The following is a 22,940-nucleotide window of genomic DNA, read 5'->3' as shown; positions in this document are numbered from 1 at the left end:
CCTTAGCTATCTTTAGCAGCCATTGTTTGTGCTATATCTTTAATCTTTTCATCATTAGCTTTTCCGGCGGCAACCGCTAAAGCTTCTTTTAAGGTAAAAGCCCCACTGTAGAGAGCTTTTCCAGTAATGGCCCCCTCGATGGAAACTCCCTTGAGCACCTGGGCCTGTAAGTTGCTCAAATCGGCTAGCGTAGAAATTCCACCGGAGGCAATCACTGACAATCCAGTCTCCATGGCCATTTGTACTGTACTCTCAATATTTGGACCTTGGAGCATTCCATCTCGTGAGATATCTGTAAAAACAACACTCTGAATTCCCACCGCTTTCATAGCCTTTCCTAATTCTACTGCACGCATTGTGGTTGTTTCTGCCCAGCCTTGAACCGCGACCAAACCATCTTTAGCATCGATCCCTACAATGACTTTCTTGCCATAGCGGTTTGCTGCTTCCGCTACCAACTCCGGATTTTTGACAGCAATGGTTCCTAGTATAACCCGCTCAACCCCCAACTCTAGCAGTTCTGTGATCCGCTCCATGGTTCGGATTCCTCCGCCTACCTGAATTTTCATAGAAACACTTCGGACAATGTTCCGTATGGTTTCGTCATTCATTGGCTTTCCGGAAAAGGCACCATTCAAATCCACCATATGTAAATACTCGGCACCTTGACGTTCAAATTCCTTAGCGACATCCACAGGGTTATCTGCATAAACCGTTGAATCTTCCATCCTCCCTTGTAAGAGGCGCACCGCTTTTCCTTCTTTCAAATCAATAGCCGGAAAGAGTATCATTTTCATTCACCCACTTTCCAAAATTCGTAAGGAGCTGAAGTCCCCAAGGACTTGATTTTTCCGGGTGGAATTGCGCTCCCCAGACATTGGCCTTACCCACAACTGCCGGAAAAACAACCCCATAATCACTTGTGGCAATAATATCCCCCTTATCGGCAGGCTCTGCATAGTAGGAATGTACAAAATAAAAGTAGGATTCATTAGGAATCCCTTCTAGTAAACGGGGGGATTGTTCCAGCTCTAAACTATTCCAGCCCATGTGAGGAACCTTCCTTCCCGCTGGAAATCTGACCACTCGGCCAGCTAAAAGTCCAAGTCCTGCGTACTCTCCATGCTCCTCCCCAACCTCAAACAGAATCTGCATCCCTAAACAGATCCCTAAGAACGGGCGCCCAGAGTGAGCGAACTGGATTAATGGCTCAATCCACCCTCCGATTTTTAATGCCTCCATGGCATCGGCAAAGGCCCCTACTCCCGGCAGGATAAGTCCTTTTACTTTGCTTAGCTCGTTTGGCGAAGCCATAATAACTGCTTCGAAGCCAACTTTCTCCAAAGCCTTTTCAACGCTCCTTAAGTTGCCTCGACCATAATCCACTATTCCAATCATCTATAAAACTCCTTTAGTTGAAAGGATTCCGCTATACCTATTGTTCTGACGCAGAGCTAGTCCCAGTGCTCTCCCCACACCTTTAAAAGCTGCCTCAAGAATATGATGCCTGTTTTTCCCTGATCGTTTAATGACATGGAGTGTAAGGCCGCTATGTACCGCTAGTGCTCTGAAAAACTCTTCTGCCATCTCGACGGGAAACTCTCCTACCATGCCATCGGAACAATCCACATCCCAAACTAAGAAAGGTCGATTGGAAAGATCTAAGGCCACTTGAATGAGGGCTTCATCCATAGGTAGCAGAGCTTCGCCAAGGCGTTCAATTCCCACTTTATCGCCGCAGGCCTCTCTGAGTGCTTGCCCCGTTACGATCCCGCAATCTTCGATGGTATGGTGAGCATCTACCTCTAAATCCCCCTTGGCTTCTATGCTCAAGTCTAAATAGGCAAATTTGGCAAACGCCGTCAGCATATGATCGAAAAACCCAATCCCTGTCTTAATATAGGACTCTCCAGTCCCATCTAAATTCAACCGTACAAGGATTTCTGTTTCCTTAGTTTTACGTTCAACACAAGCTTCTCGCATTTTTCTCTCCTTTCTGGCTTACGACGGTCTTCGCACACAATAATCTACTTCAATTCCTCGTTAATCTCCCGAACTGCTTGAATAAACCTCTCATTCTCCTCCGGCAACCCTGCACTGATGCGCAGACATTTACCCAGAATAGGGAGGGAACCCATGTTTCGAATTAGAAACCCCCTTTTCAGCAAATCTGTTGCCCATCTATCCGGATCCGCAGGTTTAAAAAGAATAAAATTAGCCTGAGTTGGATACACAGTTAGGCCAGTAAGCTGAACCAAGGCTTCATACAATTTTTTAGTTTCTTCTTTAATCTGTTGAATTTGAAGTTTATATTCCCTTAAATAATCCAGAGCTAAAATACCCGCTCTCTGACTGAACAAATTAACATTAAACGGCGGTCTCACTTTCTCAATTAAAGCAATGGTTTTGGGTTGCCCAAGTAAATATCCCAGACGCAGACCTGCCATTCCAAATGCCTTGGAAAATGTCCGCATGATCACTAAGTTAGGATAGTTCTCAATCTCAGAAATCAAAGTTTGCTCTGAAAACTCCGCGTAAGCCTCATCGACCACGACAATTTTACCGCTTTCTTTGACCAGTTTGAGAATCTCTTCCCTGGGAAAGAGGGAGCCTGTTGGGTTATTTGGATTACAAACAATGATAACCTGAGCACCCGGAGCCTCTGCTGCTTTTAACATTTGCTCAGTGTCTAAGTCAAGGCCGTTTAACAAAGGCACAGGCACAACTGCGGTCTCTGTTAAGCGAGCATATATTTGATACATGCCAAAGGTCGGAGGATGGATAATCAAAGATTTGCCTGCACCACCAAATGTAAGTAGTATCATTTGAATTAACTCATCCGAACCATTGCCAATCATTACACTTTCCGGAGGAGTTGACGTATACTGAGCAATACGTGTCTTAAGCTCCTGACCCATTCCATCGGGATAACGGTTAAAGTCAAATTTCTCAGAAAGCAGTGCTTCCCTCATTTTAGCCGGCCAAGGGAATGGGTTTTCATTCGCATCTAGCTTTATACAATCCGGTAGATATTTTGTTTCATAGGGAACGAGCTCTCGAACTGCTGGTCGAACATATATATCAAGGTTGTTTAACCGGGATTCCATTGAAAACATCTCCTTCGGTTCTTAGTCTTTAAACCTAGCTTCTACGGCACGAGCGTGGGCTTCCAGCCCTTCGCTGCGAGCGAGTAAGGCGATCTGTTGAGCATCTCTCTTCAAGGCAGCTTCAGAATATCCAATGACACTTACTTTCTTCATAAACATATCCACATTTAATGGAGAATAAAAGCGTGCGGAACCTCCCGTCGGCAGGACATGGTTTGGGCCTGCAAAGTAATCTCCAACGGGTTCCGGAGAATACCTCCCCAGAAAGACGGCACCGACATTACGAACTTGGCCTAACCAAGAAAATGGCTCCTCTACTACAAGTTCAAAATGCTCGGGAGCAATTTTATTGGCCAAATCCATCCCCTCTTGGAGATTAGAGACCAGAACCGCTGCTCCGTATGTCTCCCAGGACGCTCGGGCAATCTCAGCACGAGGTAATTCTTCAAGCTGCCTCTCCACAGCAGCGATAGTTTTTTTCAGTATCTCTTCACTGGATGAAACTAAGATTGCTGAGGCGAGTCTATCGTGCTCTGCCTGAGAGAGTAAATCTGCCGCTAATTCTTCCGGGCGACCGGTCTCATCCACTAGAATTAAGATTTCACTTGGCCCCGCCAGCATGTCGATATCTACTGTTCCGAAGACTTGCTTTTTGGCTAAAGTCACGTAAATATTTCCCGGTCCTGTTATCTTATCCACCGGAAAGATATTTTCTGTACCGTAGGCTAAAGCAGCAATCCCTTGAGCACCACCGACTTTGTATACTTCAGTCACCCCTGCTTCCGCCGCAGCGACTAAAACCTCCGGCAAAAGAGTTCCGTCCGTCCTAGGTGGACTTACCATTACGATTTCTTCAACTCCGGCTACAACAGCGGGCAGAGCATTCATCAAAACTGACGATGGGTAGGAAGCTGTACCTCCGGGAACATAAATACCCACTCGCTTGAGCGGGAGTAAAAGTTGACCAAGCACGCTTCCATCTGAATTCGGCTCCAGCCAGGAGGTTCTTTTTTGCTTTTCATGATAGCTTAGAATATTTGTCTTGGCAGTACGAAGGGCCCGTAAAAAATCCTCACTCACCCCTTTATAGGCCTCTTGGATCTCCTCAGGTGTGACCCGCAAACCACGTTGACGCAAGTTAACGCGATCAAATTCCTCGGTCAGTTTATAGATTGCCTCTTCTCCATCCTTCTGAACCAACTTGATTATTTCTGCAACACGTTGCTCAAGTGTTTCATCATCTCCATAGGATTTTCGGGTAAGTCGGTTTAAATCAAGTTCATTTAGATTCTCAATCTTCATTAAATATAATACCTCCCTTAATCAATGAACCATGGCCCTATTTTGCCGAAACTTCAGCTTGAAGATATCCTCTTAAAGCTTCTACTAAATCTCTAATTCGCTCGTATTTCATTCGATAGGCCACACGATTAGCAATTAAGCGAGTCGTTGCTTCAAGAATCGGAGCCACTTCAACCAAGTGGTTTTCCCTCAGAGTTTTTCCAGTGGAAACGATATCAACAATCATTTCTGATAAATCAACACAGGGCGCTAGTTCCATATTGCCATGCAGTTTAATTGGAGTTACCTGCATACCAATACTACTAAAAAATGACTCTGTTACCCGGGGAAACTTTGTAGCTACCCTTTGATGATTCAAAAGACTTAAATCATACTCTCCGCTGGGGAGTTTTGGAGGGACACTTGTCTCCAGCATTGCAACTACAAAACGACAGTAACCAAATTTTAGGTCTAATAATTCCGCTACGTCCTTGTTTTCCTCAAGTAAAGTATCCTTGCCCACGAATCCTAGGTCTGCAGCCCCATATTCAACATAAGTAGGAATATCTGTTGGCCGGCAGATTATTATTTTAACTTTATTGTCTGGCAAATCAAAGAAGAGCTTTCTCGAATCCTCGTTAACGTGACTACACTCCATCCCAACTTTACTCAACAATTGAGTTGAATCAATTAACAATTTTCCTTTTGGTAAAGCGATCGTTAAAAAATCTTTATCCACCAAGGTATCCCCTCTCAAAATCCAGTAGCATAGGAATTAATGCATTATTTTAACGCTTTAGTTAGTTAAAGTGTTAATATATTAATTATATCAATCTCTTTTTGCTCTGGCAACCCCTTTAGTATAAATAATAAAAGTTTAAATCCTCAGATTTCTTTATAATCAATTAAGAAAATAAGAGGACAGAGGCTCTGTTCGTCGAAACAGCACCCTCTGTCCTCTGGACAATTTACATTTTTACTGAATAATTCAGAAAGCCAAGTGATCATCCGCCAAGTTAATTTCCTCAAAACGCCTCATTAGTTCAGCTAGAATCTCATTAGTAATATATCTTTCGCCTGTTTCTGTGGTCTTCATAAAATTAATAGTGTTCAAGAGACCCAGGCAGCCTCGATTCTTATCATCTATCTCTGCAAAAGCTTTCATTAAATACGAACCTAAGTCCTGCTTTTCTTGTTTTACTACATCCCAACGCGCCATAGTCGGTACAAACAAACGATAGGATTCTCGTTGCTCTAAATCTTCACTTATTTGACTCTCTGATAATCCTTTTAGCACAAGTTTTTCACGCCTTATTTCTCGGTCCAATTTAAATCGATCATTTAAGCGCTTCAAAAAAAGAATTGCCAGTACATATTCTTCGAATTCCTCAGCATCCTTATCCCCTCTTAAAAAGTCGCAGGTTTCATCAATGAACCCTTCAAGCTGATCTAAAGATAGTTTATCACTCATGCTTTATTCTCCCCTCTTCGAAAAGATTAATCTCCCATTTCCATTCCAAGAGTGCGTGCCGCCAGCAATAATGGATCATTAAGTGGGACAAGTTTAATTTGGTTGACAGCCTCCTGAAGGGGAACCTGCACAATCTCTCTTCCTTGAAGCGCTACCATAATTCCAAATTTCCCTTCCAGGGCGGCGTCAACGGCTGCCGCACCATAGCGAGTTGAAAGAACTCTGTCATAGGCATTAGGGGATCCTCCTCGTTGGAGATGTCCAAGAACTGTCACCCGAGTTTCCATTCCATAATGCTCTTCAAGATCATGGCCTATTTTGGCACCAATCCCTCCCAATTTTATGGGGTCAACTCGTCCCTCCATCAGGCGTTCGACTACCATTTCGCCCCCCAATGGCTTAGCACCTTCCGCTACGACGATAATACTAAATTTTTTACCTTGCTTAGCCCTTTGTTGAATACTTAAGGCAACTCGGTTAAGGTTATAGGGAATTTCCGGAATGAGGATGACATCTGCCCCTCCCGCGACCCCGGCATACAAGGCGATCCAACCTGCGTAACGTCCCATGACTTCGAGTACCATGACCCTATGATGAGATTCCGCAGTGGTATGTAACCGATCTAAAGCTTCTTGGGCTGTATCCACTGCTGTTTGAAAGCCAAAGGTTTGATCTGTAGCCATTAAATCGTTGTCAATGGTCTTAGGAATTCCGATCACTCTAAGGCCCTTATGCACAAATTTCAAAGCGATATTCAAACTCCCATCTCCGCCGATGGCTAATAAGGCATCAATCTCTTGTTTCTGAATATTACGAATCACATCATCTGAACGATCTACAGCTTGATTGACTCCATTTAGTTTGGTTTGATAAGCAAAAGGGTTGTCTCTATTCGTAGTACCCAGAATCGTACCTCCTCGAGGTAAAATCCCTGAAACATCCTTCAACCCAAGAGGCATAAAATCCCCCTCTACAGCACCTCGAAAACCATCCCTAATTCCTAATACTTCTACTCCATATCCCTGAGCGCTTTTAGCAATTGCCCGAATCACCGCATTAAGACCGGGGCAGTCTCCTCCACCTGTAAGGACTGCAAGTTTTCGCACTGTTACACCCCATTTTCTAGTGTATTCCTATTACAAACTATTATATCATTCCTGCCTAATAGTATTCTCTAGACAGGGACTATTCTTCTCTCGTCTAAGAAAGCATGGGGTAAATTGCTCGTTCACACACATATTAAACGCATAAAATCTCCTTAATACTCTTTTGGAGAGCCATCGACTTTGCCTTTTCCTCCCCCAAGACTCCCAGAGCCATTTCTACTCGTTTGCCCTGAGCTCTTAGTTCCCGGCACCGACGAATAATTTCCTTAGCATCAGATCCATAAACTAATATATCTGCTCCCTCTACCACTGGAGTTGGAAATTGTTCTAACAAATTACCAAGGTGTATAGCAAAACCGGTTGCCGGTTGTGGAACGCCAAAGTCAGCGTATAAAGCATCGTAACGTCCCCCTTCTACCACGGGAAAACCTATTCCTGGTACATACCCTTCAAAAACGGCTCCGGTGTAATATGAGAAGCCTCGTAATATACCTAAATCTAAGGATACATTTGCTTGAACTCCAAAATCCTCTAAGTATTGGTAGATCTTTCTTAAGCTTTCTACAGCGTGCTGAATTGCTGGTTGCTCACTCCAACCCAGGACTTCATCGAGAATCTCCTCCCCTCCACGAAAATGGGGCAGGCGAAGTAATAGCTCCTGAACACGTTCTGGTAAACCACTTTGTCTGACACAGCTTTCCACACCAACCATATCTTTACGAGCTAACACCTCTTCCAGCTTAGCCTGCAGCTCTTTCTCAATTCCCGTTTCCAGCATAAGTCCAGCAAAGATACCCATATGTCCCAGGTTAAACTGGTAATTTTTCAGACCTAAGCCAGCCATCGCCTCAACTGCCAGAGCAATCACTTCTGCATCCGCAAGCTCTTGGTCAGACCCCACAAGTTCAACTCCTACTTGTCGAAATTCCCTGTGTCTGACGTTAGAGTTCCGATAAACATCTGCACCATAACATAAGCGTAATGGAAATTCGCCGCCACGCATGCGTGTGCTTACAAGTCGCGCAATAGGTATCGTTAGCTCTGGTCGAAGAGTCAGTATATGCCCTTCGCGGTCAAAGAATTTATATAATGAATCCTCTTGTTCAACATCTGGTTGAACACAAGCAGAATACTCTAGGGTAGGGGTTAATACCTTTTGATACGACCATTGCTTAAATAGCTCTAGACTTCTTTCCTCTAAACCCTCTTGAACTGAGATTTCTTCAGGAAGCAAATCCCGCATCCCTTTTGGAATACGTAAACCTAAATTTGTTCTAAGCATTATGATTCTCCTTCACTTGCACCTATTTTTTCACTTTGTTCCTTTAAACGTCGTAATATAAGTTGATATCCGTCTGCTCCAAAATTCAAGCAGCGTTTTACCCGGCTTATTGTCGCGGTACTTGCTCCCGTCACTTCCGTAATTGCAGTATAGGTCTCGTTCTTTTGCAGCATCTTAGCAACTTCAAGGCGTTGGGCCAGGGCTTTAATCTCTGCAACTGTTGCAATATCTTCAAAGAACCGATAACACTCTTCTTTGTTTTTTAATAGCAGAACTGCTTCGACTAAAGCATCATTTAAGGGATTCTGTAAACGCTCATCACTTGACACGGCATACCCCTCCTCAGTAAAACAGTAATCACTGTTCTCCTTTAATCTATTAAAGCGCTGCCATATTGTCAAGTTCTTTTCAAGAATTTCCTCCAATATACCTATTGCAAACCTCATCTTCTCTATGCTAATATATAGACATTCCATAGTACACTAATGTATTAAAACCTCATAGAAGACTCTTATTCAGAGTAGGTGGAGGGACTGGCCCGATGAAACCCGGCAACCGGCTTAGATGCACGGTGCTAACTCCTGCAGAGAAATCTGGGAGATAAGAGGAAAACCGAATGGTACTCCGCGGGTTTTCTTCGCGGAGTTTTGTTATGTATAAATACCAGTGAATAAGCGTCTAGAAAGATTGAGGAGGTGCACACGTGATTCAGATTAAACAACTAGTTAAGAAATACTCCTCCCCTCAGGGACAAGTCATGGCTCTTGATGATGTATCTTTAAACATATTACCCGGAACGATTTATGGCATAATCGGATTGAGCGGTGCCGGAAAAAGCACCCTTGTCCGTTGCTTAAACCTACTTGAGAAACCTTCAAGTGGCCAAATCATTGTTGCCGGGCAAGAATTGACCGCTCTTTCAAGCAAAGAACTTCGGAAAGCGCGCCAAAATATCGGTATGATTTTTCAACACTTCTATCTTCTTCAATCTAGAACAGTATCGGAAAACATTGCCTTCCCTTTAGAAATTGCCGGAGTTCCCAAAACAGAGATCTCTATACGCGTTAAAGAGCTTCTTCATCTGGTAGGTCTGGAAGATAAAGCAACGGCTTACCCCGGACAGTTAAGCGGTGGTCAAAAACAACGAGTCGGTATTGCTCGAGCTCTCGCCACAAAGCCACAAGTTCTTTTGTGCGACGAGGCAACTTCTGCCTTAGACCCGCAAACCACCCTTTCCATCTTAAACCTCCTTCGTGATATTAATCAGAAACTCGGTTTAACGATCGTCATGATTACTCACGAAATGAAAGTTGTCAAGGAAATCTGTACCCATGTAGCAGTTATTCACGAAGCTCATATCGTGGAAAATGGCCCTGTCGAGTCTGTCTTTATAAAACCACAGTCGGACATCGCTCGTCAATTTGTCTCGACAGTTTTTCCAAACGACCTTCCAGTCGACCTATTGAAAGAACTGGCAACTCACCGAGACTCAGAAATTGTTCGCATTCAATTCCTTGGCACACGGGCTTCTGATCCAATTATCACTGATTTGCTTAGAACCTGCGAAGTTCGAGCTAACATCCTCTATGGAAGCATTGATCATTTAAGATCCACACTTTTTGGCACATTAACCCTTGAACTTCAAGGCAGTCCTGAACAGCTCAAGGAAGCTCAACAATATTTAACATCTAGAGATTTAAAAGTGGAGGTGATTAAACGTGAGCTTTGATATAGGAAGTCTTCTCCATGGTTCTGGTTCAGTAGGGGATCTTCTTCAGCTGATTATACCGGCAACAGGGGAAACCCTTTATATGGTTTTCGCCTCCACGGTACTCGCTTACCTGATTGGACTACCTTTAGGGATTATTTTGGTCGTCTCGTCTCCTGACCATATTTTACCCAACCCATGGGTAGAGCGAACTTTAGGAACCGTCATCAACATTCTCCGTTCCGCTCCGTTCATCATCCTATTGGTAGCTTTAATCCCCTTTACCCGCTCAATAATTGGAACTTCTGTTGGCACAACTGCAGCTATCGTTCCACTTGTGATCTCGGCCGCCCCATTTGTCGCACGAGTAGTGGAAACCTCTCTCAAAGAAGTTCCCTACGGTGTAATCGAGGCAGCACTGTCAATGGGAGCCTCTCCTAAACAAATTATTCAAAAGGTTCTTCTTCCTGAAGCAAAGGCTTCACTGATTCTAGGCGTCGCCATCACGACGATTAGTGTCATCGGTTACACCGCTATGGCCGGTACTGTTGGCGGAGGCGGGTTAGGGGACTTGGCCATACAATATGGCTACAACCGTTTTCGAACCGATGTCATGATTGTCACAGTCATCATTCTCGTCGTGATAGTTCAGATTATACAATCCCTAGGAACAACTCTGGCACGCAAGCTTACCCATTAGGTTCAAGACTTACCCAAGTTTTCAGGACTCAGCAACAAGATCTCTGTCATCCAAAGCAATGGCAAAAACTAAACAAATTGGAGGAGAAAAAATGTCAAGAATTAAGAACTACCGCTATTTGACCCTTTTAGCCACTGTTTTAGTCACCTTTTCACTTATACTCTCAGGCTGCGGCAGTAAAACTGAAGCTCCCAAAACCGGATCTGACACAACTGCTGCCAAAATACTTAAAGTTGGTGCAACTCCAATTCCTCATGCTGAAATCCTCGAATTCATCAAGCCCGCACTGCTCAAAGAAGGTGTCGAACTGCAGATCGTTAGTTACACAGATTATGTCCGCCCTAACTTAGATTTAGATTCTGGAGATATCGACGCAAACTTCTTCCAACACACTCCCTATCTAGACTCTTTTAATGCAGACCATTCCTTAAAGAATGTCTCAATTGCCAACGTCCACATCGAACCGATGGGCGTCTACTCTAAAAAAATAACCAAACTTGATGAGCTGAAAAACGGAGATACCATTGCCATTCCTAATGACCCCTCAAACGGCGGCCGCGCTCTTGCTCTACTTTCCAAAGCAGGTATTATCAAACTAAAAGATGGCGTCGGAATTAAGGGAACAGTCAATGATATTCAAGACAACCCCAAACAGCTGAAAGTCACTCCTCTTGATGCCCCACAGCTTCCTAGAGTACTCCAAGATCCTAAGATTATTGCTGCAGTAATTAATACAAATTATGCTCTCGAAGGCGGGCTCAACCCTCTCAATGATTCCATCATAATGGAAGACAAAGATTCTCCCTATGCAAATATCCTTGTTGTCAAAGACAGCAGCAAAGACGATCCTTCTTTACAAAAGCTTGCTAAAGCTCTAACCTCCCCAGAGGTTAAAAAGTTCATTGAAGACAAATATAAAGGTTCTATTGTTCCTGCATTTTAATATTTGTCTCTGTTTATGCAGGGACAGATGCAAGCGCCGTCGCACTATATTGAAAGCCACCCCGTCTGGGGTGGCTTTTCTTAGTTTATGGGAAATTTCACAATAACAGTTGTACCAGTACCCTGGGAATCAAAATTAATAGAGGCTTTATGACGAACAGCTATGCTTTGGCATATTGCCAGACCTAGTCCAGTGCCACTTTCTTTAGTAGTTAAGAATGGAGTGCCTAATCTATCAAGGATTTCCGGATCAACTCCACGACCCTGATCCCTGACTTTAAGCACAATGCACTTTTCTTGAATCGACGAACTGATAGTCAGAGTCGTGCCTGCCGGAGTAGCTTCCAATCCATTTCTGGCCAAGTTCAAAATCAACTGCCTCAGTTCGTTCCCATTTCCAAGAAGATCAGGAACCTCTTCTAATTCAAGGACTATTGTTTTATCTTGATTAAATGCATCTGAGTTTAAAAGAGGAGCCAGGGTTCTCACGATATTTGATATATTAATAGGCTCGAATTCCACCGACTTATCTCTGGCCAAACTCAAAAAATCAGTTAGAATCAAATTCGCCCGATCTAGTTCATCGGTCATCAGCTGAAAGTAATCGTGATAAGCTGAGGTTTCCTCTTTAGATTGGAGCAACTGTAAAAACCCGCGCACTGTAGTAAGAGGATTTCTAACCTCATGAGCAATGCCGGCAGCCATTTCGCCGACCATATTAAGCCTTTCCAAACGCGCCAATTCTCGATCGGCATTCCTTCTGTCTGTAACATCAATTAGCACTTTAAAAACTAACCTCGATCCATCGGCATCAATAAAAGGTTGAGAATAAACCTCATATATACGACTATCAGAGACCATTTCCCTCCACATTGGGGTAAGATTTTTTAAAATTACCGCAGACATGCAATCATGGCAGGGACCCGGCAATCCTACTATCACTTCATAGCAAGGCTTGTCGATACATGAACCAAACTTTGCTTGAAAGCTATGGTTAGCATAGCGTATTTTATGATTTTCTTCTTGAAGATAGATTAGCCCCGGAAAACTGTTAAATAGTGAATAAAGTCGGCGATGTTCATCCTCGATAGCCTTTTCCATCTTTCGTCTTTCCTCAATATTTCGAAGAAAAATTGAGATTCCGCTTGCTGTTGGATAAATACTGACTTCTGTCCATTTTCCTATTGTATAAGCATAGGTCTCAAACCTAGTTGGAACACCATCATTCATAACTTTTAAACACGCTTCGTTAATTCTGCGATTGGATTCTTTATGAGCTTCCCAGTAATCAGCACCGACAAGATTGCCATCAAAGCCATTGGCTTCCCGAGCTTTAACCATAGCCTGATTAGCATAGGTTATAACCCAATCACGATTTACTGCTTTAAAACAATCACCGATACCCTCTAGAATATTATTCATTTCTTGATTTGCTCTGGCTAATTCGTTTTCAGCATTTTCCTTCTGTCTAATCTCGCTTCGAAGTTGCTCATTGATCCTTTCCAATTCATCGGCACGAAATTTAATTAATTCCTCTAAGCTTTCACGATACTGACTCAATTCTCTTTGTTTTAGCTCACTATCTGTAATATCCCAGGTAGAGATAATCCGAAAACGCCGAGATTTCACTGTTACTTCGTGATTATTAATTCGTACCGGAAAATGACTTCCATCTTTTTTAACATGCACTGAATTGTAGTCGTATCGATCATCATTATGTATCTTGGCGTCAACTTCTAAGAGATCGTTCTTATGCCCCGGTGCACAAACCAAACCATACACAGATTTGCCAATTAACTCCAAAGGGTTATACCCATGCATTTCTGCATAACTTTGATTTACTTTCAGAGCCTTCCCACTTTTGGCATCGACAACAACTATTCCCCAATTAACTTCTAGAAAAAGACGATTCCATATCTCATTTTCCTGTTGAACATCCGCTAAAGTCGCTTCCAAAAGGGCTACTCTTTGTTTCAATTCCATGATTTGGTCATTTGACATTATTCATACCACTCTTCTAAATTTAGATTGATGGTCAGTCCATGGAAACTGTTTTAACATATTCACACTCGTAGTTATGTGTTTGTTCGACAAATATCCCCTATTTTCCTTCTTTTTAATATATTCTAAACAATTTTTCAAGATAAGTTCTAATTAATTTCTAATATCCTGATTGTTTACCCGTCATAGTATTTACCTTTAATTTATAAAGAGTGATTCCTTCCAACATTGTATCTGAGGGAAAGGACTTATCATTTGCATAATGTTCCATAATGATTTTCATACTTTCTCGCTTACTGGTTATATCATCAATGAACTCTACCTCTCCGAAACCAATGACACTTTGATATCGCATAGTCCATTCACACCCCATTTCACTGGGAACTATTTGGGTGTCAATCTCAACTTCAAAACAAGCCTGAGGATTTTCACGTAGAATTGAAAGCTTTAGTCCATCTTTTGCAGAATGAAAATACAATACCTTGTCGTGATAACCGAAGTTCATCGGAATAATATAGGGCATGTCCTTATAGGATATAGCTAATCTACAAACTTGTGCCTTCTTTATGATTTCGTCCATCAAATTTTGATCAGTTATTTCTTTATCACTTCTCCGCATTTCTTTTACCTCTTTTCAAATGTTATACACTTTTCCAGACTGTTAGGGCTGTAGCAAGTTCTTGGAGGTCACCATTCTCTAGAATAACATGCTGATACATAGGTTTATTTGCTTTTGATTCCGCTTCATGACATTTGGAGCGAATACTCGAACCGTAGGTTGCTGCTTTCCGATAAGTTATCTTCATAGCAGCAAGATATGCATTTTGATAAACATCTTCTGGAATAACCTCTAGCATCCACTGAAGATAATTTGCATTATTGACATGACCATTGGTATCGATGTCACTCCTTCGGACAGTAAATATCTGTTCATTATCTACAGCTTGAGCTTGATCACCTACTTCATGAATCTGAAACTGATTTGTAGCGTCTTCAATTACTCGAATTGGATCGACTCCATAGGCTTCTTGAAATCCTTGGGGTATTCTGGAAGGACGCTTACTTTCAGTATTATAGAAAATCCACAAGGATGTTGCCTTCCCAATTATTTCTTGATTTTTATCCTTTATTAAGAAATCCCTATTCGCATAAAACCTTTCAAATCCTGAAGACCATGTTTCAATCATAACCTTTTCACCTAAAACCGGATAACGGTTCATCTGAAGAATCCATTGATTTAAAATCCAGGCCTGCTTTTTAGCCTGTAACTGTTTTATTCCCTGCCCAATTGATTCCGAATGGGAAATTGCAGCATCTTCTAAATAATGCAGTATTGCTAAGGGTGTGGCCTGCTCCTTTGGATTTACTTCATGATAATAAACTTCAAATTCCATATTAAATCGTTGATTTATCATTTCTTTACCCACCTCGTTTAGCCTTTTCTAACTTCTAAAGGAGTCGAACTTGGGCAGAAGTTAGTTATAACTATCCCCTTTGAATTGTGTATTATAAATCTTTTGATAGAGACCCTCTTTGCGAATCAATTCTTCATGGTTCCCACTTTCAGCAATAGCCCCATTTTCAATAACAAAGATTTGATCCGCTGCTAAAACAGTTGATAATTTGTGGGCAATCACAAAGCTTGTCCTATCTTTCAGCAAAGGAATCATAGCCTTTTTAATGTACATTTCCGATATTGAATCTAATGAGGATGTAGCTTCATCAAGAATGATAATTCTCGGGTCTCTTAATATAACCCTTGCAATAGATACCCTTTGCTTTTCTCCACCGGATAACTTAACCCCTCTATTTCCGACGATTGTTTTATATCGATTAGGCAAGGTCATAATGAAGTCATGAATATAGGCTGCTTTACAAGCCTCGACTATTTCTCCTTCGGTGGCATCTTTCTTACCATACCTTAAATTTTCCTCGATAGTATCATTGAATAAGTAAGGTTCCTGGATCACTATCCCAATCTGCTTCCTAAGTGACTCTAATGTGACATCTCTGATATCATGTCCGTCAATCTCTATACTTCCTTTATTCACATCGTACAACCTTGGAATAAGATTTGTAATGGTGGTTTTCCCAACTCCACTTGAACCAACCAAGGCTACCATTGTACCTGGTCTTACAGAAAAACTAATATCTTCGAGAACCTTAACCTTACTGTTATAGGAAAAATATACATTCTTGAATTGTACTTTACCGCTAATCACCTTCAGTTCATAGGCTCCGAGCTTATTTTTAATTTCTTGGTCAAGATCTAAATACTCAAAAATCCTCTGGAATAAGGCTAAAGATCTTGTGATATCGATGTGTATATTGGATAGTTGCGAAACAGGTGCGTAAAGCCTCCCCAGCAAGGCGACAAAAGCAATAATACTTCCGATGGATATCTCACCTTTAATAAACAGGTATCCGCCATAAAAATAAATCAGCATCGGTCCGACAGCAATAAAAGTTGTAATTGTCATTCTAAACCAGCGTCCTACAACGGACTCTTTGATTTGTAAACTAATTACCTCACTATTGATTTTTGTAAATCTTTCTAATTCATCCTTTTCCTTGGTAAAAAGCTTTGTAAGTAGTGCCCCACTAATACTAAAAGCCTCTTGAATAATCTGATTCAGATCGCTAATTTTTTCTTGGCTCTTAGTAGCTAACTTCCAGCGAAGTTTGCCTACTTTCCTGGTTGGGACAATAAAAGTAGGCAGAATAATCATTCCGACAATTGCCAGCTTCCAATTCATCAATATCAGTGCGGCGGCAGTCGAGATAAGTACAACTATACTGGTTATAGCATTGATAACGGTTGAGTTAAAAATATCCTGGATTCCCTCTATATCACTAGTTATTCTGGTGATAATTTCCCCGGGCCTTGCTGCAGTGTAGAAATTCAAAGACATATTCTGCAAATGACCATACATTTGATTTTTCATAGTTAAAATTATATGTTTAGAAATCCAAATACTGAGATATGACTGAGCTACTTGTAAAAGTCCTAAAATCACAGTAACCCCAACGGATACCAGAATCAACAAACTTAAGTGAAACAGATCCTTCTGAGGCAAAGCAATGTCAATAATATTTCTGATTAACATTGGGGGCACAAGACCTAGTATTGAACTAGTAAAGATTATACTAATTACAAGCAGCATGCTTTTCCAATAAGGCAAAAAGTAACTCAATATTCTGGTCAGCATTTTCCTTGTAACTTTGGGCATCTGTACTTCTTCATCAGCAAATCTTAATTTGCCGATTCCTTGTCTCATATATCAACAACTCCTAAGTAATGACCACCGACAGTATTCTATAATTATAGCATAGTTTTCTCATTGTAAAGGCACCTCAGCCTCTAAACATACCACATCCTTCAATTCTAAACTCAACGACTTAAAATCAAGGAGCCATTGCCCTTACGTTTGTAAACGTGCAATAGCTCCTTGATCAAACTCCTTGATCAAATTAGTATAAGCTTTCGGGGGAACAAAAGAGACCTCTTAACATAATCTATTCAAAATGAACTTTTAACTGAAAGTTAGCCGCGGCTAACCTCTAACTGCGAAAGAAGATTAGCCAGATTAGAAAAAGGGGGTACATTGGTGTGAAAAATGCAGAACGAATCAATTCATTATCAGATTTATCTCTAGGTTCGGCCTGTCAAATAGTTTCCTTAGAGTTAAGCGGACTTTTACGACGCCGTATACTTGATTTAGGAATTGTCCCTGGAACCTTGATCCGCAGTATACGCAGGGGGCCATCAGGAGATCCAACAGCTTATCTGGTAAGGGGGACACTTATTGCACTGCGAAGTGAAGACGCTTCTCAAATTTTGGTAAGAAAATTATCGAACGGAGAGGAATGTGTATGATTCTGTCTGCAGAAAAAAAGAGCCTATTATGGCAAAATTATTTTGGAGTTACAATTAGAAACGATCAATTGAGCATTGCCCTAGCCGGTAACCCAAACGTAGGAAAAAGCACAATTTTCAACGCCTTAACTGGGCTCCACCAACATACCGGTAATTGGCCAGGAAAAACAGTGAATAATGCTCATGGTAGTTACCAATATCAAAAAAAACCCTTTTTAATCGTCGACTTGCCTGGTACTTATTCTCTATTAGCTCATACAGTTGAGGAACAGATTGCCCGAGATTTCCTATGCTTTGCCAACCCTGATGTTACAGTAGTAGTCTTGGATGCCACTTCTCTAGAAAGAAATCTAAATTTGGCTCTTCAAGTTTTTGAGATAACACCTAATGTTATTGTGTGTCTGAATCTAATGGATGAGGCTAAAAAGAAAAATTTAGTCATTGATGTTCCCTCGTTAGAACGTGAATTGGGGGTGCCTGTCGTTGCAACCGCTGCTCGGCAAGGAAAAGGACTTGAAGAACTCCGGGAGAAGATATTACAAGTTGCTACCGGATTACTACAGCCGACTCCTCGACAGATAAAATATTCCTCAGATGTAGAAAGCGCTCTAAAAGAGTTGCTGCCGTTAGTAGAAAACATTACAAATAATAGCTTGTCACCGCGTTGGATTGCCTTAAGGCTTTTAGACGGAGATCAGAGCTTCCTGGAAAGCTTAAGTAATTTTCTGGATATTGATCAAGTTTCATTCCAGGATTGGGAGGAATCCAAATGTGCGCAATGAGTTCTTCTAGAAATCTTAGTGAGGCTTATGGTCAAGCTGAATATGTTCGCAAAGCCTATCGAAATTCCTTTAGCGATCAGATTGTGGCCGATATTTATGGAAATGCAGAGCAAATTACAAAGCATGTTCTTTCAAGCAAAGGGCGCCACCGAATTGGCTTCGATCAAATCATCGATAATCTGGTTACTTCCAAGTGGTTCGGATATCCCCTCATGATCCTACTATTGGTAGGTGTCTTTTGGATAACTATAGAAGGTGCGAATATACCCTCAGGGCTCCTTGCCAGCGTGCTCTTTGCCTTTCAGGATCAACTAACTCTTGGGTTTCAGTGGTTAGGTGCCCCAGATTGGGTTCATGGAGTTCTTGTTCTAGGAGTTTACCGTACTTTAGCCTGGGTTGTTTCAGTTATGCTGCCTCCTATGGCCATCTTCTTTCCGTTATTTACCTTATTAGAAGATTCCGGTTATCTTCCGCGCATAGCTTTCAACTTGGATCATATTTTCAAAAAAGCTAAAGCCTGTGGCAAACAGAGTCTGACCATGTGCATGGGATTCGGATGCAATGCGGCTGGAGTCACTTCATGCAGAATAATAGACTCTCCTCGTGAGCGGCTAATCGCAATTCTAACCAATAATTTTGTTCCCTGCAATGGTAGATTTCCGACATTGATTGCCATCACTTCAATTTTTATAGGTGGAGCAATTGCATCCTATTCAGGAATAATCAATGCCTTGGTGATTTCGGGAATGATATTACTGGGTATAGCTGTTACATTAACTGTCTCATGGTTACTATCAATAACAATATTAAAAGGTGAACCTTCTTCTCTTGTCTTGGAATTACCCTCATACCGTCGTCCTAAGATAGGAGCAGTGATCTATCGCTCAGTGATTGACCGCACATTATTTGTCCTAAGACGTGCAATCATCATAGCAGCCCCCGCAGGCGCCGTAATTTGGATTCTGGCAAATATATATATTGGAGAACTGAGTATCCTCTCTACTGTGGCTCATACCCTAAACCCCTTAGGAAAACTTATTGGCTTAGATGGATTCATCCTAATGGCCTTTATCCTTGGCTTGCCTGCAAATGAGATTGTTATGCCGATTCTCATCATGAGCTATCTTTCCACCGGCTCTTTACAGGATTTTGCAAGCTTAGAGGAGCTTAGGAACGTTTTGGTTAGTAACGGCTGGACCTGGCTTACAGCAGTTAACGTCATGTTGTTTTCCCTATTGCATTGGCCTTGTGCTACTACTCTCCTCACAACCTACAAGGAAACCGGCAGTAAAAAATGGACCTTTCTATCATTTCTAATTCCAACACTCATCGGATTTTCTGCTTGTTTTATTCTGACTCAAGTGGTTCGTATGCTTGGTTTAGCCTAAAAAATAATGACTTATTCCTTGGTTTTACTGGAAGACGTGATGTGTTCCAGTAAAACCTTATACCATTTAGGATTTTCGTTTAGAAAGGTGACAATAGATTGAATAGACCGAATAGTTGCTTCTGAGAGATAATGTTCCATGGCCTCAGCCTCAGCAGCAATATCACAATCGGTCTTAATAAGTACCAGAAATTCCTGTAATAACTGGTTACGCTTAACTAAAAAGTCGCCGAGCTTTTTCCCTTTTTCGGATAGATTTATTTCTCCGTAGCGTTGATAGTAAATATACTGACCGCTTTTTAATTTACGTAAAGCTTTGGTTACAGACGGCAAAGAAACCCCTAGTTTGATACTAAGATCAGTTACTCGAACTGTATCGGTGGAAAGAGAGAAACGATAAATTTCTTCAAGATAGTCTTCTAAGCTAGGGGTAAGAGTTCCCATCTTTGCTCCTTTTCAACAGTATGTTTATTATTATACTTATGCAAGATCAGCGCGGAACTTTCCATCCTACAATCCCATAGCCAGACAGCACCAACTAAAACAAAATTTCGGATTCTTTCATCATTATTATCTGACTCTTCCGCATCTAATTAGGACAAGTTAAATTCCTTGGATAGAACCCTATAAAAAACATACACTAAAAGACAAAACTAATTAGATAATAATCTACGGAGGAGGCACCTTCGATGAATAACTCAGATAATAAGACCTTGGTTCACCCTGGATTTCGGCGAATTTTACTCACAAACCCCACTGAAGAATCTTTAAATACAATTATTCAATCTGAACTTTTTGATCAGATTACCCCCCCTCTTAAGGAAGATATCCTCTGTCTCTTACCTGCTTGGGAACAACAAGCCTTCGAAGGGAATGAGGTTCTTGCCGCCCTCATTCTGCACATGACCCAAAAAAATCAAAATCTCATTGCTAACGAAAAAATGATTCAATCAAATCTTTTGCGCATCCGAATTTTAGCTACTACTCCGGGCTGTATCTCTTTTCCAATTCTTGAAGTCCAAGAACACCTTGGGCAATTCTTGAAATCAGCAGATATTCTAGCTGATCTACCGGAATTTAATGTGGTATCGTTTTCCGAAAGCGAAATTAAGCCTCTTTCCACAGATTTAACTCGTTTTCGCCTTGCTCCTCACAGCCGCCGTTACATACAAAATCTGTTTTACTCTGAACGCTGTGAAGCTATCCTTTCTGTTTTAGCACATATTGCTAAGAATTACCCTATACTATCTATCTGTCGTCAAGCTTATGCACTTATGCTTTCACTGGATAACCTCAACACCTGGGGTAACCATCCCTTTTGTGTTCGCCTTATAGCAAATCGCTTTTGGGATACCAAATTGAAAAAGCTGGCTAAAGCCTGAGTACTATCTTATTTTAAATAAATGTACCGCTCCATACTAGGGATATATGGAGACCATTCATCCTCGGGATAGTTTTCTTTTGCTTGTTCAAACTGATAAAGCTCAGCATCCATGGCATCAGCATAGTGAATTACTAAGGCTTCCATCAATTTCGGACGTTTTGGCGATTGCCATTCATATTTACCATGATGACTTGTAATGATATGCAACAACTTAGACCTCAATTCCCGAGGGAAGTCAGAAATCTTGGTAATCTCCTCAGTCAGAAGCTCAATTCCTAAGATAATGTGCCCCAGTAGCCTTCCTTCTGTTGTAAATTTAATTCCCCGGTCATAATTGTACTCAGCAATTTTCCCCAAGTCATGTAATAGGGCACCTGTTACAGCTAAATCTCGATTCATTTTGGGGTAATACTTGACAATTTCTTCAACAAGCTCAGCGACTCTAACACTGTGTTCCCAAAGACCACGCAAGTATGCTTGATGGACCTTCATGGCAGCAGGTGCTTTTCTAAACGCGCCCCCCCATTCCGGATGTCCAAAAAACTGTTCCAGCAAAGCCCTAAGTTCCCTTTGGCTAGTGTTTTCTATCAGAACCCTTAAGCGGTTCTCTAACTCCGAAGCTGCAACCGGGGAGCTTGGCAAAAGTTCTGATAAGTCGATGTCCTCTTCAGCTAATAGTGTTATTGTTTCAATCGTTAGATCCAGAGTACCACGGTACTCAGAAGCAACCCCTTTAATCCGAACTATATCCTGATCTTTTAGCAGCAGGAGAACTTTGGGATCATAATTCCACATTTTCCCTTGCATCTGCCCTGAGCTATCTTGGCATGTCAAGGAGAGATATGCCCCCGGTTTTTGCCGAAATGGAACCTCTTTCCACTCATTAATCAGCAATACTCCTTCAAATCGTTCCCCAGCCTTACAGTCTTTCAGCATAATTTAAAATCTTTCCCTTCACCAAGCATTTATTACAATTTAACAAACTAGAGAGACAATTAAATGATTATGTCTTTATGTTAGCAAATTAGTCCTTTTATCGTTCCATATTTTTAGTCGATCTTGAAAATATAAGACAGGCACTTAAGTTGTGGAAGGAAGTGAATTAATGGAATTAACAAAAGAGCTTCTCTTTGTGGTGGGACGGATCTTTACAATAATACCTTTGCTTTTGATTGTTACTCTATATATGGGAAAGCGTGCTATAGGGGAACTTCCAGTTTTCGACTTTCTGGTTATTATTACTTTGGGAGCAATAACAGGCGCTGACCTAGCTGACCCCAGCATTTCTCACATACATACTGCAGTAGCAATTATTTTAATCGGTCTTTTTCAAAAGGTTATAACCAACTCAGTAATTAAGCATCGAAAATTTGGACACTTAATTACCTTTGAGCCTACAATTGTAATTCAAGACGGACAATTGATTATGAACAACCTTAAAAAAATTCGCTTTTCCATCGACAATATTCTGCAGATGCTTCGTGAGAAAGATGTCTTTAATATAAGTGATGTACAGATAGGCATTATAGAGGCAAACGGTAATTTATCTGTTTTAAAACATGCAAATAAAGATTTAGTTACCCTTGAAGATATGAATCTAACAAAAGTAGGCTCTTCTCTTTCCTACCCTATCATTATCGACGGTGAAATCTATGGAAATGTCTTAAAGAAGCTTGGTCTTTCCGAAGACTGGCTAGAGCAGCAATTAGCCACGCTAAATATTAAAACTCCCGCAGATATTTTCTTTGCATCTGTAAATAATGATAACGAACTTCACGTTTCTTTAAAAAGCTTTATGGAAGACAAACAAAATATTGTTCCCATCACAAACTAACTAGCCCTTAAGCATAATTACCCAGAGTTTCGTTATTCTTTTCAAAACACTTTTTACAAATTTCACGTCGGTGTGGGA

24 protein-coding genes and 1 riboswitch are annotated in these 22,940 nt (G+C 41.4%); of the genes, 8 read left to right on the top strand and 16 right to left on the bottom strand.

The genetic code is table 11. The features are described 5' to 3' along the window. Nucleotides 1-2: 2 nt before the first annotated feature. The 10 genes from hisA to DP73_RS14770 all read right to left on the bottom strand — a co-directional run bounded on the left by hisA (nucleotide 3) and on the right by DP73_RS14770 (nucleotide 8,576). Nucleotides 3-791 (bottom strand): 1-(5-phosphoribosyl)-5-[(5-phosphoribosylamino)methylideneamino]imidazole-4-carboxamide isomerase, encoded by a 789-nt coding sequence (hisA, locus tag DP73_RS14815; RefSeq protein WP_052090698.1) that lies wholly within the window; start codon nucleotides 789-791, stop codon nucleotides 3-5. Continuing rightward, nucleotides 769-1,398: an imidazole glycerol phosphate synthase subunit HisH gene (gene hisH, locus DP73_RS14810; protein ID WP_034600500.1), complete on the bottom strand. Its 630-nt coding sequence runs from the start codon at nucleotides 1,396-1,398 to the stop codon at nucleotides 769-771. The genes hisA and hisH overlap by 23 nt, the downstream gene beginning before the upstream one ends. Beyond that, nucleotides 1,399-1,983, bottom strand: a complete 585-nt coding sequence (hisB, locus tag DP73_RS14805) for an imidazoleglycerol-phosphate dehydratase HisB (RefSeq protein ID WP_034600499.1) — start codon at nucleotides 1,981-1,983, stop codon at nucleotides 1,399-1,401. A 44-nt stretch (nucleotides 1,984-2,027) separates the two neighbouring features. Then, nucleotides 2,028-3,107, bottom strand: coding sequence for a histidinol-phosphate transaminase (hisC, locus tag DP73_RS14800; RefSeq protein ID WP_034600498.1), 1,080 nt, complete (start codon nucleotides 3,105-3,107; stop codon nucleotides 2,028-2,030). A 21-nt stretch (nucleotides 3,108-3,128) separates the two neighbouring features. Further along, nucleotides 3,129-4,409 carry a histidinol dehydrogenase gene (hisD, locus tag DP73_RS14795; RefSeq protein ID WP_034600497.1) on the bottom strand — a complete coding sequence of 427 codons (1,281 nt, stop codon included), beginning with the start codon at nucleotides 4,407-4,409 and terminating at the stop codon, nucleotides 3,129-3,131. A 37-nt stretch (nucleotides 4,410-4,446) separates the two neighbouring features. After that, nucleotides 4,447-5,127 (bottom strand): ATP phosphoribosyltransferase, encoded by a 681-nt coding sequence (gene hisG, locus DP73_RS14790; RefSeq protein ID WP_034600496.1) that lies wholly within the window; start codon nucleotides 5,125-5,127, stop codon nucleotides 4,447-4,449. Between the two features lie 249 nt (nucleotides 5,128-5,376). Further along, nucleotides 5,377-5,859: a type I restriction-modification system subunit M N-terminal domain-containing protein gene (locus tag DP73_RS14785; RefSeq protein WP_034600495.1), complete on the bottom strand. Its 483-nt coding sequence runs from the start codon at nucleotides 5,857-5,859 to the stop codon at nucleotides 5,377-5,379. A 26-nt stretch (nucleotides 5,860-5,885) separates the two neighbouring features. Beyond that, nucleotides 5,886-6,965 (bottom strand): 6-phosphofructokinase, encoded by a 1,080-nt coding sequence (locus tag DP73_RS14780; protein ID WP_034600494.1) that lies wholly within the window; start codon nucleotides 6,963-6,965, stop codon nucleotides 5,886-5,888. A gap of 133 nt (nucleotides 6,966-7,098) precedes the next feature. Next, nucleotides 7,099-8,247 carry an ATP phosphoribosyltransferase regulatory subunit gene (hisZ, locus tag DP73_RS14775; RefSeq protein WP_034600493.1) on the bottom strand — a complete coding sequence of 383 codons (1,149 nt, stop codon included), beginning with the start codon at nucleotides 8,245-8,247 and terminating at the stop codon, nucleotides 7,099-7,101. Further along, a complete protein-coding gene (locus DP73_RS14770; RefSeq protein ID WP_034600492.1) occupies nucleotides 8,247-8,576 on the bottom strand; it encodes a YerC/YecD family TrpR-related protein in 330 nt (109 codons plus the stop codon). Before DP73_RS14770 ends, hisZ begins: the two co-directional genes overlap by 1 nt. Before the next feature lie 179 nt (nucleotides 8,577-8,755). After that, nucleotides 8,756-8,854, top strand: a riboswitch (SAM riboswitch). Between the two features lie 96 nt (nucleotides 8,855-8,950). Between DP73_RS14770 and DP73_RS14765 the strand changes: the two genes are divergently transcribed. The 3 genes from DP73_RS14765 to DP73_RS14755 all read left to right on the top strand — a co-directional run bounded on the left by DP73_RS14765 (nucleotide 8,951) and on the right by DP73_RS14755 (nucleotide 11,598). After that, entirely contained in the window at nucleotides 8,951-9,976 is a 1,026-nt protein-coding gene (locus DP73_RS14765; RefSeq protein WP_034600491.1) for a methionine ABC transporter ATP-binding protein, read from the top strand. Next, entirely contained in the window at nucleotides 9,966-10,655 is a 690-nt protein-coding gene (locus tag DP73_RS14760; protein ID WP_034600490.1) for a methionine ABC transporter permease, read from the top strand. The genes DP73_RS14765 and DP73_RS14760 overlap by 11 nt, the downstream gene beginning before the upstream one ends. A 91-nt stretch (nucleotides 10,656-10,746) precedes the next feature. Then, nucleotides 10,747-11,598, top strand: a complete 852-nt coding sequence (locus DP73_RS14755; RefSeq protein ID WP_034600489.1) for a MetQ/NlpA family ABC transporter substrate-binding protein — start codon at nucleotides 10,747-10,749, stop codon at nucleotides 11,596-11,598. 80 nt (nucleotides 11,599-11,678) lie between these two features. On the opposite strand, the gene DP73_RS14750 is transcribed toward DP73_RS14755, so the two are convergent. The 4 genes from DP73_RS14750 to DP73_RS14735 form a co-directional block, all read right to left on the bottom strand. Beyond that, nucleotides 11,679-13,598, bottom strand: coding sequence for an ATP-binding protein (locus DP73_RS14750; RefSeq protein ID WP_034600488.1), 1,920 nt, complete (start codon nucleotides 13,596-13,598; stop codon nucleotides 11,679-11,681). Between the two features lie 160 nt (nucleotides 13,599-13,758). Continuing rightward, a complete protein-coding gene (locus DP73_RS14745) occupies nucleotides 13,759-14,217 on the bottom strand; it encodes a pyridoxamine 5'-phosphate oxidase family protein (protein ID WP_034600487.1) in 459 nt (152 codons plus the stop codon). 22 nt (nucleotides 14,218-14,239) lie between these two features. Further along, nucleotides 14,240-15,013, bottom strand: coding sequence for an acyl-ACP thioesterase domain-containing protein (locus DP73_RS14740; protein WP_034600486.1), 774 nt, complete (start codon nucleotides 15,011-15,013; stop codon nucleotides 14,240-14,242). 60 nt (nucleotides 15,014-15,073) lie between these two features. Further along, nucleotides 15,074-16,876, bottom strand: coding sequence for an ABC transporter ATP-binding protein (locus DP73_RS14735; protein ID WP_034600485.1), 1,803 nt, complete (start codon nucleotides 16,874-16,876; stop codon nucleotides 15,074-15,076). Nucleotides 16,877-17,208: 332 nt separating this feature from the next. Between DP73_RS14735 and DP73_RS14730 the strand changes: the two genes are divergently transcribed. The 3 genes from DP73_RS14730 to DP73_RS14720 are packed head-to-tail and all read left to right on the top strand — an operon-like array spanning nucleotide 17,209 to nucleotide 19,645. Then, a complete protein-coding gene (locus tag DP73_RS14730; RefSeq protein ID WP_034600484.1) occupies nucleotides 17,209-17,475 on the top strand; it encodes a FeoA family protein in 267 nt (88 codons plus the stop codon). Beyond that, on the top strand, nucleotides 17,472-18,257 hold the full coding sequence (locus tag DP73_RS14725; protein WP_034600483.1) for a FeoB small GTPase domain-containing protein: 786 nt from the start codon (nucleotides 17,472-17,474) through the stop codon (nucleotides 18,255-18,257). Before DP73_RS14730 ends, DP73_RS14725 begins: the two co-directional genes overlap by 4 nt. Next, on the top strand, nucleotides 18,245-19,645 hold the full coding sequence (locus DP73_RS14720) for a nucleoside recognition domain-containing protein (RefSeq protein ID WP_128751426.1): 1,401 nt from the start codon (nucleotides 18,245-18,247) through the stop codon (nucleotides 19,643-19,645). Before DP73_RS14725 ends, DP73_RS14720 begins: the two co-directional genes overlap by 13 nt. 11 nt (nucleotides 19,646-19,656) lie before the next feature. Here DP73_RS14720 and DP73_RS14715 read toward each other — a convergent pair whose 3' ends face one another. Next, nucleotides 19,657-20,088, bottom strand: a complete 432-nt coding sequence (locus DP73_RS14715; RefSeq protein WP_034600482.1) for an iron dependent repressor, metal binding and dimerization domain protein — start codon at nucleotides 20,086-20,088, stop codon at nucleotides 19,657-19,659. Between the two features lie 245 nt (nucleotides 20,089-20,333). Here DP73_RS14715 and DP73_RS14710 point away from each other — a divergent pair, with 245 nt between their 5' ends. Beyond that, on the top strand, nucleotides 20,334-21,026 hold the full coding sequence (locus tag DP73_RS14710) for a hypothetical protein (protein ID WP_034600481.1): 693 nt from the start codon (nucleotides 20,334-20,336) through the stop codon (nucleotides 21,024-21,026). An 8-nt stretch (nucleotides 21,027-21,034) separates the two neighbouring features. Here DP73_RS14710 and DP73_RS14705 read toward each other — a convergent pair whose 3' ends face one another. Continuing rightward, nucleotides 21,035-21,964 (bottom strand): HD domain-containing protein, encoded by a 930-nt coding sequence (locus DP73_RS14705; protein WP_034600480.1) that lies wholly within the window; start codon nucleotides 21,962-21,964, stop codon nucleotides 21,035-21,037. 169 nt (nucleotides 21,965-22,133) lie between these two features. Between DP73_RS14705 and DP73_RS14700 the strand changes: the two genes are divergently transcribed. Next, on the top strand, nucleotides 22,134-22,862 hold the full coding sequence (locus DP73_RS14700) for a DUF421 domain-containing protein (RefSeq protein WP_034600479.1): 729 nt from the start codon (nucleotides 22,134-22,136) through the stop codon (nucleotides 22,860-22,862). The last annotated feature ends 78 nt before the right edge of the window (nucleotides 22,863-22,940 follow it).

Source organism: Desulfosporosinus sp. HMP52 (assembly GCF_000765145.1).
GTDB lineage: Bacteria > Bacillota > Desulfitobacteriia > Desulfitobacteriales > Desulfitobacteriaceae > Desulfosporosinus.
Note: the sequence above shows the minus strand (reverse complement) of the source record. Positions and strands in the feature narration are given on the sequence as shown.